This window comes from Thioalkalivibrio sp. ALJ15, from assembly GCF_000383695.1.
Taxonomy (GTDB): domain Bacteria; phylum Pseudomonadota; class Gammaproteobacteria; order Ectothiorhodospirales; family Ectothiorhodospiraceae; genus Thioalkalivibrio.
Genome location: NZ_KB912057.1, coordinates 556,719 through 571,178 on the forward strand (window position 1 = coordinate 556,719; position 14,460 = coordinate 571,178).

Here is a 14,460-nt window from a genome sequence, read left to right on the forward strand (position 1 = left end):
GAATAGCCGCTAGCGCCACGGCGTCTGCCGAGATAGCAAGCCTCAAACGGGTTATGATCCGCCGCGTTCACACCCAGGGTATGGAAGACCGGGGAAGCCCATGCATGACGCAGCCAGTGGTCGCCGCGAACACGGAAACCACCAATGAATCGCCGCCGTAGCGACGTCCTCCCGGACGAGGAGCGCGCGCGCCTCGAGGGCCTGATTCGCGAGGAACGCGAGGCCCGACGACATGCAGAATCCCTGGCCGACACCCGCCTGCAGGACCTCTACGCGAAGCAGCAGCAGATCGAACTGCTCAACACGATTGCCTTCGCAGCCAATCAGTCCGACTCCATCGCCGAAGTCCTGCGCACGGCCCTGAATGCCATCGGGGAGTTTCTCGACTGGCCGGTCGGCCATGCCTACCTTGCGCGCAAGAGTTCAGATGGCGAACTGGAGCTGGGCCCGACGGGCATCTGGCACCTGCGGACACTCGACCCGGTCGAGGCCTTTCGTGAATGCACGGAAGACACGATCTTCCGTTCCGGCCAGGGCCTGCCCGGCCGCGTTCTCGAACAGCGTGCCCCGGTGTGGATCGAGCACCTGGATCAGGACCCCCATTTCCCCCGGCGCGCGGCGGCGGCCTTGAGCGGCCTGCGCTCGGGCTTCGCCTTCCCGGTCATGGTCGGGCACGAGGTCGCCTGCGTACTGGAGTTCTTCGCCGCCGAGACCACTCCGCAGCAGCCGGAGGTACTGGCCCTGCTGGCACAGGCCGGTGTGCAACTGGGGCGCGTGGTCGAGCGCAACCGCCACGCCGAACGGCTGATCCACCACGCCTCCCATGATCCGCTGACGGGCCTGCCGAACCGGCGGCTCTTTCACGACCGTCTGGAGCACGCGATCGCGCGCTATGCGCGCGAGCCGGAGTCACTGTTCGCCGTGCTGTTCGTCGATCTCGACCGCTTCAAGCTCGTCAACGACAGCCTCGGCCACACGGCCGGGGACGAGCTGCTGGCCCAGGTCGGCCAGCGTCTGCTGACGACGCTACGCCAGAACGACACGGTTTCTCGTCCCGGCGTTGACCACAATGCGCGACCAGACGACACCCTCGCCCGACTGGGCGGTGACGAATTCACGATCCTGCTGGAGGGCCTGCACGAACCGGTGGATGCGCTGCGCGTCGCCGAGCGCCTGCAGGCCGTCCTGCACGAGCCCTTCGCGGTCGCCGGCCAGACGGTGTATGTCACGGTCAGTATCGGCATCGCCACGCGCCCCGATGGCCAGGCCTGCCCAGTCGCCAGTGCCGATCAGGACGGCCCGAGCTGTGCCGAGGATCTGATGCGCGAGGCGGATATGGCGATGTATCGCGCCAAATCGCTCGGCAAGGCCCGCTGCGAGTTCTGCGACCCGGGCATGCAGACGCAGGCGCTCGAGAGCCTGCGTCTGGAGACCAGCCTGCGCGAGTCGGTGGAGCGCAATGCCTTTGTCGTGCATTACCAGCCGATCATGTCCCTGGCGGACAATCGCATTACCGGGTTCGAGGCCCTGGTGCGCTGGGAACGGGAAGGCGAACTCCTGCCCCCGGATCGCTTCATCCCGATCGCGGAGGATGCCGGGCTGGTCCACCTGATCGACATGCAGGTGCTGTATACCGCGTGCTGCCAGCTACAAGCCTGGAATGCACAACGCAGCGGCCCGCCGCTGACGATCAGCACCAACCTCTCCGCGCGGCAGCTCACCCGCCCCGAGCTGGTGGACGAGGTCGCCACGATCCTGTGCGGTACCGACACCCCGCCGGAACAACTGCGCCTGGAGATCACCGAGACCGCAACGCTGGGCAACCTCGAAGAACTGATCGCCACCCTCAAGGGACTGAAGGCCCTCGGCGTCAGTCTGGCGATGGATGACTTCGGCACGGGCTACTCGTCGCTCAGTTATCTTCACCGCCTGCCGCTGGATATCCTGAAGATCGATCGCGCCTTCGTGGCCGGGCTGGACCGCGACGAATACAGCCAGCGCCTGGTGCAGACCGTGATCAACATGGCGCGCAACCTCGGCCTGGAGGCGGTCGCCGAAGGCGTCGAGAGCAATACCCACGCGGCCACCTTGCGCGCACTGGGGTGCACCCGAGCCCAGGGGTACTACTACTCCCGCCCCGTACCCGCCGACCGGGCCGGCGACCTCCTGGTTGCCGATCAGCTCCCGCTGGTCACCACCTGAGCCCAGCGGCCGGCCTGGAGGCTACACCGCCGTCGGGGCAATTCCTCGACGGCGGGCCAGCACCTGGCGCACCACCAGCTTCTCCAGCTCCACGATCACGAACACCGCAAGGCCGAAGGCCAGGATGCGCAGCCAGTCGCCCAGGCCGATCGTGGTCGTGCCGAACAGGGTGTGCATCACCGGGGCATAGGTGAAGGCCAGTTGAAGCAGGATCAGGACCCCAATCGCGATCCACATGCTGTGCGAGCGAAACAGCTCGAATCCCGGCAGCACCGGCTGGTGGATCAGGCGCAGATTCAGGAGATAAAAGGCCTGCCCGGCCACCAGGGTATTGATCGCAATGGTACGCGCCAGCTCCTCGTTTACGCCGACCACCGTCTCCATGTAGACGAAATGCCCGAAGGTCCCCAGCCACAGCAGGACCGCGACAAACGGGATGCGCCACAACAGGAACCCGGACAGGAGCGGCTGATCCGGGGCACGCGGCGGACGCTGCATCACCCCCGGCTCGGCACGTTCGAAGGCCAGCGCCATCGCCAGGGTCACCGAGGTCACCATGTTCACCCACAGTACCTGCACCGGTGTCAGCGGCAGGGCCAGCCCCATCAGAATCGCCATCATGATAGTCAGCGACTGCCCGGCGTTGGTCGGCAGCATGTGCAGGATGGCCTTGCGGATGTTGTCGTAGACCGTGCGCCCCTCTTCGACCGCGTGGGCGATCGAGGCAAAGTTGTCGTCCGCGAGCACCATCTCCGAGGCCTCCTTGGCGGCCTCCGTGCCCTTGCCGCCCATCGCGACGCCGACATCCGCGCGCTTGAGTGCCGGGGCGTCGTTCACCCCGTCCCCGGTCATGGCAACGATCCGACCGCGGCCCTGCAGGGCCCGCACCAGACGCAGCTTGTGCTCGGGCGAGGTGCGTGCGAACACATCGGTGGCCTCGGCCATCTGCGCCAGGCGCTCGTCGTCTACATCATCCAGCTCGTGCCCCGCGTGCGCCTCGGCATCGCGCCCCAGCCCCAGCTGCTCGCCGATGGCCCGCGCGGTCGCCAGATGATCGCCGGTGATCATCTTCACGCGAATGCCCGCCTCCCGGCACTCTGCCACGGCCTGGATCGCCTCGTCCCGCGGCGGATCGATAATCCCCACCAGGGCGAGCAGGGCGAACCCGCCCTGCTCGACATGATCGAAATTCAGTTCGCGCTGATCAGGCTCCACCTCGCGGGTCGCAATGGCCAGCAGGCGCTGGCCGCGAGCCGCGATGGCTTCCAGCGACTGGAGCCAGGCTTCGCGGTCAAGGTCATCGGTATCCTCACCCGCACGCACCCGGTCGCACAGCTCCAGCACCCGCTCCGGGGCCCCCTTCAGAAAGATCTGCGCATGCCCGTCGTGATCATGGTGCAGGGTCGCCATGTAGCGATGATCGGACTCGAACGGGATCACATCGGCACGCGGAAGCCGCTCCGCCTCCAGGTGCGGGTCGAGCCCCGCCTTGCGCGCGGCCACCACCAGCGCCCCCTCGGTCGGGTCGCCCTCCATCACCCACTCGCCCTCGCGTTCGAACACCTGGGCGTCGTTGCACAAAAGGCCCGCGCGCAGCACCTCCAGCAGCGCCGGCTGCTCGTCGGCCTCCACTTCCTGCTGGCCCACGGAGAAATGCCCGTGCGGGGCATAGCCCACGCCGGAGACGCCGTACTCTTCGCCCGCCGTGCACACGGTCTGCACCGTCATCTCGTTGCGGGTCAGCGTGCCGGTCTTGTCGGAGCAGATCGTGGAGACCGAGCCCAGCGTCTCCACCGCCGGCAGGCGACGGATGATGGCATTGCGCCGCGCCATCTTCTGCACGCCGATCGCCAGGGCGATGGTCATGATCGCCGGCAGACCCTCGGGGATGGAGGAGACCGCCAGACTGGCCGCTGCCAGGAACATCTCGTCCAGCGGGTAACTGCGCACCCAGTAGCCAAAGGCGAACGTCGCAGCGGAGATAACCACGACGACGCCGGCCAGCCAGCGGCCGAACTGCTCCATCTGGCGTACCAGCGGCGTCTGCAGGCTTTCGACCTCGCCCAGCATCGAAGATATGCGACCGATCTCGGTGTGCTCGCCGGTGGCCACCACCACGCCGTGCCCGCGCCCGAAGGCGACCAGCGTGCCGGAAAAGGCCATGCCGGTGCGGTCCCCCAGGTCCGCCTCGCGGTCCACGGCTTCGGGGGATTTTTCCACCGCGACCGACTCCCCGGTCAGCACCGCCTCCTCGACCCGCAGGTTCTTGACCTCGAGCAGGCGTAGGTCCGCCGGCACACGGTCGCCCGCCTGCAGATAGACGATATCGCCCGGGACCAGCTCCTCGGCCGGAATCTCGCGCCGGTGCCCATCGCGCAGGGCCAGCGCGTGCGGCGAGAGCATCTTGCGGATCGCATCCAGCGCCTTTTCCGCCTTGCCCTCCTGGACAAAGCCGATCAGCGTGTTGATCAGGACCACGGCCAGGATCACGCCGGTGTCGACCCAGTGACCGAGCAGGGCCGTACCGGCCGCCGCGGCCAGCAGGATGTAAATCAGGATGTTGTGGAAGTGGCGAAAGAAACGCCGGATCAGGCCCACCTGCTCCGGCGGGCGCAGCTGGTTCCTGCCGTACTGGTCCAGGCGTTCCCGGGCCGCGTCAGTGGACAGCCCCTCGCGGCGACTGTCGCGCTCGCTCAGGGCGGCATCGGGATCAAGGGCATGCCAGGCGATGGTCTCGTCCCTGGGGGACTGCGCGTTTTGCGATTCGTCCATTCGGTATCGGTGCCGAGAGATGAACCCCCATCCTCGAACAAGACCCCGCGACCGGCAAGCCTCGGCGGGCAGGTCGCGGGGCCTGATTCAGCCCCGCCGTTCAGCCGGTGGTCGGCTAGAAATGCACGCCCAGCTTGGCCATCACCCGCAGATTGTCGACGTCCTCGCGACCGCGGCCGCTACGGAAGCGATCACTCTCCGTGAACTGATAGCGGGCCTCGACGCCAAGAAACATATTGTTGTCCATGGTGTACTTCAGGCTGCCGCCGAACTGAGCCGCCCACAGGCCGTTGGTGTCATCACCCAGTTCCGCACGCACATAGCCCAGGCCGGGACCGAAACCCAGCTCGAGGTTCGGTGCGGTCTCGAACATCCAGTGGGTATTCAGCTCGGTGCTGGTCATGCGCAGCGGGCTCTCGGAGTATCGGGAAACGCTCAGCTGGTGGCGCAGGACACCGGTGCGCGGCTGGAGCAGCTGGCAATTTGCACCCAGCTCGATGCCATAGCCCCAGTCCGTCGAGGCCCCCGACGCGTCCGGCGAGACCGAGCCGAGCATGACGGCGATACTGGGTTCCATGCCCACGCGTTCCTGCGCCTGGACCGTCGTTCCGGCCAGCGCAAGAGAACCAGCGGCCAACATAGCAAGGGACGTACGTAGCTTGAGCATGGGACACCTCCAGTGAGTCATTGACGGGGACCTGAAGCCCCGCTGGCGCGTCGTGCCGCCACCGCCAGCAGGAACTTCAGCACCTACTGATATTAGTTGATCCCCGAGCCCATAGAAACCGGGGCGGGCCACCAGGGAACGGAATTTTTTCGCCGCCCGATGCATCGAAGGGTGCGGAGCGTGTCTTTGAATCAGGCAGAAGTTGCCCACCACGGGAACATCTGGATATTCCCTCGCTCTAATCCAGCGATCCGTCCGGCATGCTTCAACCATGCCTCGGGTCAAATTAAGCGCTAAAAAATTCATATGATCTACGGAGGTCACTCCATGTCCGATCAACCGAACGCGAACCGCCGAGCCTTTCTCCGCCGCGCCTCCATGGCTGTGGCAGCCGTCCCGCTCGCAAGTCTGACCACCTTCGGCGTTGCCTATGCCAAGCCGAAGGCCGAAGACGGTCACGCCCATGACTACGTGAACGATGCGTCCGACGCATCCGGCCACGACGCCTACGAAGACGGTGCCGTGTGCGACAACTGCGCCTTCTGGGCGGGCGAAGAGGACAACGGCTGGGGTGGCTGCCACCACCAGGCCTTCCAGGACGTCCTGGTCAACGCCGACGGCTGGTGCGATGCCCATGTCCGTGGCGGCTGATCACCACACCGCCTGACGGCACCTGCGAACACCGCCTCCGGGCGGTGTTCGCGTTTATGGCCTCCGCAATTGAACGGTACGACTTGCGGACTGGGTCACAAACCGGTCACGCTTACGCCGCAGCGCCTCAAATTTTTGGCCTTCTGGACGTTATCGGACGATGAACCGCCCGTTTAAGGAGCTCCGCGTGCCCCACTCCCGTTCGAGCGCCTGCCCCGGCCCCGAGCAACATCGTTCTCCAATCAGAGCCCCCCTCTAGCCAGTGGGCCTGGACACCACGCCACTGTCGCTGCTGTACGCGCTCAACGGGCTCGCGTTCTTCACCCTAGGCATCGTGGCGCTGATGCTGCCGCGCCGCGAACGGTTTGTGCCTTTCGCCGCTCATGTCGGGTGGCTGGTGCCGTTCGGTCTGCTGCACGGGACCTATGGTTTCCTCAACGCGATCGGCCTGCATCACGAGCTGGGCGTACTCTCCGATCGCTGGTTCATGACGGCCTGGCTGGCGGTCTCCTATCTGCCCCTGCTGGAGTTTGGTCGACGCGCGCTACTCGACATACGCCCCGGCCTGCACCTGCCGGCCTGGGGCGTGTACGGGAGTCTCGCCATCGGCCTGAGCGCGATACTCCTGGTCACCGCTGACCCGGCAACCGGGCTCGCCAATGGTGCCCGCTACCTGATCGGATTCCCCGGCGCACTCCTCGCAGGGTTCGCATTCCTGCTGCACGTTCGTTCCCCCGGGGCACAGCCGGAGATGCAGCGGCATATCCCGGCGCTGGGGATCGCAGCCTTCGCGTTTCTGGCCTATGCCGTATTTCTGCCTTTCCCGGCGCAGGTAGATTTCGGCCTCCCCGCATGGCTGCCCACGCAGGGCGATTTCCTGGCCGCGACCGGGGTGCCGATCCAGGCCCTGCGCACCGGGACCGCGGTGCTCTTCACCCTGGCGCTGATCAGCCTAGCGCGCACCATCGGCGCGCAGCACAGCGACGACCTCCTACGGGTGCTGGAAACGGTCAATGGCTTTGTCTACCGTTGCCGCAACAACCCTCAGTGGGACGTGATCTTCATCGATGGCGGGGTCCGCGAATTGACCGGCTACAACGCCGCGGATTTCTATAGCGGGAAGATCACCCTGGCGAGCTGGGTCCACCCGGAGGATTCCGACTCCATATGGGAGGGCGTGCAGAAGGGACTTCAGCGCGACGGGACTTATCAAATCCAGTACCGCGCCATAGCCAGGGATCAATCCGTGCGCTGGGTCTTCGAACGCGGTGCCGGCGTCTACGACGCACATGGGCGGCTCATCTATCTTCAGGGTCACGTGATCGACGCCCACGAGCTGGTCACCACATCCCGCGAACTCGAACGCCGCAGCGAGGAGCTCGAGGCCTTTCGCAGCACGCTGGACCTGACGCTGGATGGTGTCTTCCTGTTTGACGTGGACAGCCTGCAGTTCATCTATGTCAACCAGGGCGCGATGGACCAGACCGGTCGTACTCGCAACGAATTGCTGCAGCTGCACCCGTACGACATCAAGCCGGAGTTCCCCGAGACCCGTTTTCGCAGCATGCTGGAGCCCCTGCGGCGAGGGGAGCGTGACCAGTTGCTGTTCGAGACCACGCACCAGCATGTCGACGGACACCTGATCCCTGTACACATCTCGCTGCAGCTAGTCGCCCCCCGGGGTGAACGCCCGCGCTATGTCGCCATCGTGCACGACATCAGCCAGCGCAAGCGCAATGAAGAAGCCCTGCTGGAGGCACTGGAGAGTCTGGAGACCTCGCGCGACGAGCAGGCGCGGCTGCTGGAACTCACGCGGCGCGAGCAGGGGCGCATGGCCTCGCTGCTGTCGGCCATGAGCATCGGCATCCTGTTCGAGGATCGCGAGGGGTACATCGAATACGTAAACCCGGCATTTCGGCGCATGTGGGCGATTGCCGACGAGATCGACCTGGTCGGGCAGCCCTCACGTGCCGTGCTGGAACATTCCACTCACCGCTTTGCCCGGCCCGACCATGCCTCGAGGCACGTGCTGCACGTCCTCGACACCCACGAGATCAGCGAACGCTTCGAGGTGGATCTCTACGACGGCCGGATCCTCACGCAGCTGTCCTATCCGGTACACGATGCCGACGAGCGCTCCATTGGTCGGCTGTGGCTGTACGAGGACGTCACCCACGAGCGCCAGACCGCCCAGCAGCTGGTCTATCTGGCCGAGCACGACCCGCTCACGGGCCTGTACAACCGCCACCGCTTCCAGCGCCAGCTGGAGCATGCGATCCACAACGCCCGCCGCCGCGAGACCCAGCTCGCGTTGATCTACTTCGACCTCGATGAGTTCAAGACCATCAACGACACCTTCGGCCACCGCGCCGGGGACACGGTCCTGGTACGCGCGGCGGGCGAGATCGCAAGCCTCGTACGCGAGGAGGAGATCTTTGCCCGCCTTGGCGGCGACGAGTTCGCGATCCTCGTCGACCAGGCATCCGAACGGGAACCTGAAGGGCTGGCTGAACGCGTGGCCCGCGCGATCTCCGCGATTCCGTTCCGCTTCCGCGGCCAAAACTACCGCCTGACCGCGAGCATCGGGATCGCGCGCTACCCCGAGCACGGTGACAATGTCGAAGACCTGGTGGCGCATGCCGATGCCGCGATGTACCAGGCCAAGGACTCGGGCAAAAACACCTGGGCGGTATTCGACGCCAGCCGCAACACCGCCGAACGCATGCTCGAGCGAATGAGCTGGAGCCAGCGCATTGGCAACGCGCTGGAGGGCGGGCAGTTCGAGCTGCATTTCCAGGGGATCTACCAGTTGGACAGCGGGGCGCTCAATCACATGGAGGCCCTGGTCCGCATGCGCGACCCGCTGGCGTCCGACGAGGTCGTGATGCCGGGGCAGTTCATCCCTGTGGCCGAGAAGACCGGGCAGATCCTCGATATCGACCGCTGGGTGATCCGCGAGAGCATCGCGCACCTGGCCGGCCACCCTGAACTCCCGGGGATCGCGATCAACATCTCCGGTCGCAGCTTCGACGAACCCGGGCTGCCGCAATACATCACCAACGAGCTGAGCCAGCAGGGTGTCAATCCCCGGCGGCTGATCATCGAACTGACCGAAACGGCAGCCGTCTCCGAGATGCAGGACGCCCAGCGCTTCATCGAGGCGTTGCAGCAGGCCGGCTGCCTCGTCTGCCTGGACGATTTTGGCTCCGGCTTCTCCACCTTTGCCTACCTCAAGTACCTGGGCGTCCAGGTGCTCAAAATCGACGGCATGTTCGTGCGAGATCTGCCGAACAACCGCGACAACCAGGCATTCATCCGCGCGATGGTCGACGTCGCTCGCGGACTGGAAAAATGGACCGTGGCCGAGTGCGTCGAAGACGGCGACACCCTTGCGATGCTGGCCGACCTGGGGGTCGACATGGTCCAGGGCTACCATCTGAATCGCCCCTCGCCAGACTTCCCGCCGGACCGGGCCCCGTAGGTGTGCAGCCCGCGGCACCCCGCATCCTGCTACTGTCCGCCTACCGTGCGGACAGCCATGCCGCCTGGGCCGACTGGCTGACCCGGCAATTCCCCGAGTTCGACTGGGATCGCCGGGAATTACCGGGGCGCCACTTCCGCTGGCGCATACGGGGCAACCCGCTCTCCTGGCTCCGCAGCCTCGGCGACGCCCAACCCGACGCCATCGTTGCGACCTCCATGGTCGATCTCGCCACACTGCGCGGCCTGCACCCGGCACTCGCGCAATCACCTGCGCTGTACTACTTCCACGAAAACCAGTTCGCCTACCCGACCAGCCCCGGCCAGAACCCCTCGGTGGATCCGCAGATGGTCCAGCTCTACGGCGCCCTGGCGGCCGACCGCATCGCGTTCAACTCGCACTACAACCGCGATACCTTTCTCGACGGCGTCGACCGCCTGCTTGCACGTATGCCAGACAAGGTACCCCCGGGTCTGCGCACGACGCTCGACGAGCGCAGCGAGACCCTGCCCGTTCCGATCCAGGCCATCACCACCACCGACCACGCAGAGCGCGACCCGAACCTGATTTTGTGGAATCACCGCTGGGAGTACGACAAGGCCCCGGACGACTTCGCGGAAGCCTTGCTGCAACTGGCCCGTGAGGGAATCGATTTCCGACTGGCCCTGCTAGGCCCTCGGCCCGCCAGGATTCCGGACGCCCTCACACGACTCCGCACGCATCTGGCTGACCGCATCATCGTGGACGCCAAGTGCTCGCGCGAGGAATACGAATACTGGCTGTGCCGGGCGGGGATCGTGGTCAGCACTGCCCGCCACGAGTTCCAGGGTCTTTCGCTGCTGGAGGCCACCCGCGCGGGCGTACTGCCACTGGTGCCGGATGCCCTGGTATACCCCGAGCAATACCCGGCCACCTGCCGTTACCCCGCCGGTGATACCCAAGCACTGGCCACGCGTCTCGGCGCATGGCTGACCGGCGCGCGACCGCCCGTCCCCGATATCGGCCAGTGGCACAGCAAGAGGGTGGAACCGCAATGGCGGCGTCAGATCGAAGAACTGCTGGAGACCCGGCGAGGCGCCGCCTGAGGGAAACGCTGAACGGGGCCGCTCAGGGAAGGAAGTCGCCGCGATCGAGGAAGTGCAGGGTCTCGCGGGCCACCGTGGCATCGAACAGCATCCCCGTATGCGAGATCGGCAGTGTCAGGTGGCGCGTGACATCCGGGCCGCGTGTCTCGTCGACGGCGACGAAGCCATCATGCGGGGGCGGCATCTGCGCGAACAGCGGTGCCGGACCCAGTGGGCGGCTGCCGGCGATCATCCCGATTTCGCGTCCGCGCAAGACGGGGCTGCCCCCCAGCAGACCGCGGTCCAGCGCGGCCCCCAACCACCAGCGGCCAAGCCGGTTGCGTGCCAGGCGCGCGGCCACCCGGCTGCCCGCCAGCGGCGAACCCAGCATCACGATCCGACCGGGGCGCTGGACCGGGGCCACGGTGAACAGATGGCGGACGATGATGCCGCCGAGGCTGTGGGCCACAAGGTGCACCAGGTCGCCGGGCACTGCCTCAATGAAGGCGGCCAGGGCGCGCGCCGCCTGTTCCGGGGTCTGGCGGCGCGAGGCATAGTGGAAGCGATGGACCTCCAGCCCGGCCGCACGCAGCCGGCGTTCCAGCAGCGCCAGCTCCAGGCCCGGCATATGCCAGCCATGGACCGTAACCACGCTGGCGCGCATGCCGGCCATGGTAAACGACCGGCCCGTTGCCTACCCGGCCTGTTGTGTGGCGCTGGCGCGCAGACGGATGCCCAGCTCGCGCAGCTGCTTCTCGCCGACCGGCGCCGGGGCATCGGTCAGCAGGCAGGCGGCCGTCTGGGTCTTGGGGAAGGCCATTACGTCGCGAATGGAGTGGGCGCCGCTCATCAGCATCACCAAGCGGTCCAGGCCGAAGGCCAGGCCGCCGTGCGGCGGGGCACCGAACTCCAGCGCATCCAGCAGGAAGCCGAATTTCTCGCGCGCCTCGTCCTCGCCGATACCCAGGGCCTCGAACGCAGCCTGCTGCATCTCGGGGTTGTGGATACGGATGGAGCCACCGCCCACTTCGGTACCGTTGAGCACCATGTCGTAGGCACGGGACAGGGCCTCGCGCGGGTTGTTGCGCAGCGCGTCCGGGCTGTCCACCGCCGGGGCAGTGAACGGGTGATGCAAGGCGTACAGGCGCTTGTCCTCGTCGTCGTACTCGAACATCGGGAAGTCGACGACCCACAGCGGCTGCCAGCCCGCCTCGACCAGCTCGAGGTCGTGGCCGAGCTTCACGCGCAACGCGCCGATCGCCTCGTTGACCACCGAGGCCTTGTCCGCACCGAAGAAGATCAGGTCGCCGGCGGCGGCCGCGGTCTTCTCCAGGATCTGCCGGGTCACATCCTCCGGCAGGAATTTCAGGATCGGCGACTGCAGCCCGCCCTCGAGGTCCGCCGGGTCGTTGACCTTGATGTAGGCCAGGCCCTTCGCGCCGTAGCGACCGACGTACTCGGTGTAGACGTCAATCTCCTTGCGCGTCAGTTTCGCCCCGCCCGGCACGCGCAGCGCGGCCACGCGGCCCTCGGGGTCGTTCGCCGGGCCGTTGAACACCTTGAACTCCACCGCCTGCATCACCTCGGTCAGCTCGGTGAACTCCAGCGGGATGCGCAGATCGGGCTTGTCCGACCCGAAGCGGGCCATCGCCTCGGCGTAGGCCATGCGCGGGAACGGATCGGGCAACTCGACACCCTGCACCTCGCGGAATAGGTGGCGGATCAGGCCCTCGGTCACGTCCATCACGTCGGCCTCGTCGACAAAGGCCATCTCCATATCCAGCTGGGTGAACTCCGGCTGGCGATCGGCGCGCAGGTCCTCGTCGCGGAAGCAGCGGGTGATCTGGTAGTAGCGGTCCATGCCGGACATCATCAGCAGCTGCTTGAACAACTGCGGCGACTGCGGCAGGGCAAAGAAGCTGCCCGGATGCGTACGGCTGGGCACCAGGTAGTCGCGCGCGCCCTCCGGTGTGGCCTTGGTCAGCATCGGGGTCTCGAGGTCGAGGAAATCGCGTTCCTCGAGGAAGCGGCGCATGGCCGCGGAGACCTTCGCGCGCAGGCGCAGGCGCTCCTGCATTACCGGGCGGCGCAGGTCCACGTAGCGATAGCGCAGGCGGGTGTCCTCGCCAACGTCCTCGTCGTCCAGCGGGAACGGCGGGGTCTTCGCGGCGTTCAGGACCTCCAGCTCCAGACCCAGGATCTCCACCGCGCCGGTGGACAGGTCGGGGTTCTCGGTGCCCTCGGGGCGGCGGCGCACGCGGCCGGTCATGCGGATCACGAACTCGCTGCGCAGCTGCTCGGCGCGGGCGAAGACGTCCTCGCGGTCGGGGTCGAACACCACCTGCACCCGCCCCGTGTGGTCGCGCAGGTCAACGAAGATCACGCCCCCGTGGTCACGCCGGCGATTCACCCAGCCGCAAAGGGTCACCTCCGAGTCGAGTTCGTTCTCGGTGACACGTCCACACAGATGAGTTCGCATTACGCTGTTCCAGCCGAAGGGCACGCCCGAAAGGGCCTGCACGGTTAGTCGGGAAAACGGGGCAAACGTCGCGCCTGCGCCCGCGAAAAGGCCGGAAATCTTACGATTTGCCCTGCTCTCGCGCAACCGGAGCCGGGGCCTCGGACGGGCTCGACAGCGGCGTGACCACGCCCATGGACATCACGAACTTGAGCCCGTCCTCCACCGTCATGTCGAGCTCGACCGCCTCGTCGCGCGGAACCAGCAGCACAAAGCCGGAGGTAGGGTTGGGGGTGGTGGGGACGAACACGGTAATCACCTCGCGCTCGGTACGCTCCTGCACCTCGCCGTAACCAACGCCGGTCATGAAACCGACCGACCACAGCCCGCGACGCGGGTACTCGATCATCACGACCTTGCGAAAGGCCTGGCCACCATCGGTCAGCACCGTCTCGGTGACCTTCTTCACCGCCCCGTAGATCGAGCTGACCAGCGGGATGCGGTGCACGATGGATTCGCCCACCGAGACCAGCTTGCGCCCGACAATATTGGCCACAATCACGCCGGTGACGAACACAACCACGATCGCGACCACGATCCCGGCACCGGGGATCGAAAAGCCAAGCAAGGCCTCCGGCCGCCAGGCCGGCGGCAGGAGGAGAATGGTGAAGTCCAGCAGATCGACCAGCAGCTTGATAACGAAGCCGGTGACGATCAGCGGCAGCCAGACCAGCAGCCCTGCAATCAGGTAGCGGCGCAGGGAGACCAGCATCGATCAGGTTCCGGTCGCTGCCGCTTTCGAGGTCGCCGTGGAATCGCTCTTGCCGGAACCGCTGCCAGCACCACCGCCATCCTTCAGATTGCGCTTGCCGTCTTTCTTGAAGTCAGTCTCGTACCAGCCGCCCCCCGCCAGGCGAAAGCCGGCAGCGGAGACCTGCTTGGTCAGGGCCTCGGCGCCACATTCGGGACAGGTGGTGGCCGGCGGATCGGAGATCTTCTGCAGGATCTCGGAAATCTCGCCACAGTCCTTGCACTGATACTCGTAAATGGGCATGCGTGTATTCCTCAGGCTTCGCGTCCGCGACAACGGCCGCAACAAAACGGTTCGAGGCGTATTATGCGGGCGTTTCCCGGGAATAAAAGGCTTTCCCCGGTGGCAATCCGT

Annotated in this window: 10 protein-coding genes; 4 read left to right on the plus strand and 6 right to left on the minus strand. The window is 66.2% G+C overall.

All coding sequences use genetic code 11. The features are described from left to right. Window positions 1-144 precede the first annotated feature (144 nt). Window positions 145-2,202: a bifunctional diguanylate cyclase/phosphodiesterase gene (locus tag G015_RS0106250; protein WP_020146329.1), complete on the plus strand. Its 2,058-nt coding sequence runs from the start codon at window positions 145-147 to the stop codon at window positions 2,200-2,202. 21 nt (window positions 2,203-2,223) lie between these two features. Here G015_RS0106250 and G015_RS0106255 read toward each other — a convergent pair whose 3' ends face one another. Both G015_RS0106255 and G015_RS0106260 read right to left on the minus strand, forming a co-directional pair. After that, window positions 2,224-4,974: a cation-transporting P-type ATPase gene (locus tag G015_RS0106255; RefSeq protein WP_020146330.1), complete on the minus strand. Its 2,751-nt coding sequence runs from the start codon at window positions 4,972-4,974 to the stop codon at window positions 2,224-2,226. Between the two features lie 115 nt (window positions 4,975-5,089). Beyond that, on the minus strand, window positions 5,090-5,641 hold the full coding sequence (locus G015_RS0106260) for an outer membrane beta-barrel protein (protein ID WP_038038639.1): 552 nt from the start codon (window positions 5,639-5,641) through the stop codon (window positions 5,090-5,092). 327 nt (window positions 5,642-5,968) lie between these two features. Here G015_RS0106260 and G015_RS0106265 point away from each other — a divergent pair, with 327 nt between their 5' ends. The 3 genes from G015_RS0106265 (at window position 5,969) to G015_RS0106275 (ending at window position 10,858) form a co-directional block, all read left to right on the plus strand. Further along, entirely contained in the window at window positions 5,969-6,292 is a 324-nt protein-coding gene (locus G015_RS0106265) for a high-potential iron-sulfur protein (RefSeq protein ID WP_018138570.1), read from the plus strand. A gap of 262 nt (window positions 6,293-6,554) precedes the next feature. Beyond that, a complete protein-coding gene (locus tag G015_RS0106270) occupies window positions 6,555-9,773 on the plus strand; it encodes an EAL domain-containing protein (RefSeq protein ID WP_020146331.1) in 3,219 nt (1,072 codons plus the stop codon). Between the two features lie 2 nt (window positions 9,774-9,775). After that, the gene (locus G015_RS0106275; RefSeq protein ID WP_020146332.1) at window positions 9,776-10,858 is read left to right on the plus strand and encodes a DUF3524 domain-containing protein; all 1,083 of its coding nucleotides are present in this window, start codon (window positions 9,776-9,778) and stop codon (window positions 10,856-10,858) included. A 22-nt stretch (window positions 10,859-10,880) separates the two neighbouring features. Here G015_RS0106275 and G015_RS0106280 read toward each other — a convergent pair whose 3' ends face one another. The 4 genes from G015_RS0106280 to G015_RS0106295 form a co-directional block, all read right to left on the minus strand. Beyond that, window positions 10,881-11,510: a triacylglycerol lipase gene (locus G015_RS0106280; RefSeq protein ID WP_018174614.1), complete on the minus strand. Its 630-nt coding sequence runs from the start codon at window positions 11,508-11,510 to the stop codon at window positions 10,881-10,883. Window positions 11,511-11,531: 21 nt separating this feature from the next. Beyond that, window positions 11,532-13,316: an aspartate--tRNA ligase gene (gene aspS, locus G015_RS0106285; RefSeq protein ID WP_018138574.1), complete on the minus strand. Its 1,785-nt coding sequence runs from the start codon at window positions 13,314-13,316 to the stop codon at window positions 11,532-11,534. Between the two features lie 100 nt (window positions 13,317-13,416). Continuing rightward, window positions 13,417-14,067, minus strand: a complete 651-nt coding sequence (locus G015_RS0106290; RefSeq protein ID WP_018138575.1) for a DUF502 domain-containing protein — start codon at window positions 14,065-14,067, stop codon at window positions 13,417-13,419. Between the two features lie 3 nt (window positions 14,068-14,070). Further along, window positions 14,071-14,349 carry an FmdB family zinc ribbon protein gene (locus G015_RS0106295; protein ID WP_018994628.1) on the minus strand — a complete coding sequence of 93 codons (279 nt, stop codon included), beginning with the start codon at window positions 14,347-14,349 and terminating at the stop codon, window positions 14,071-14,073. Window positions 14,350-14,460 lie beyond the last annotated feature (111 nt).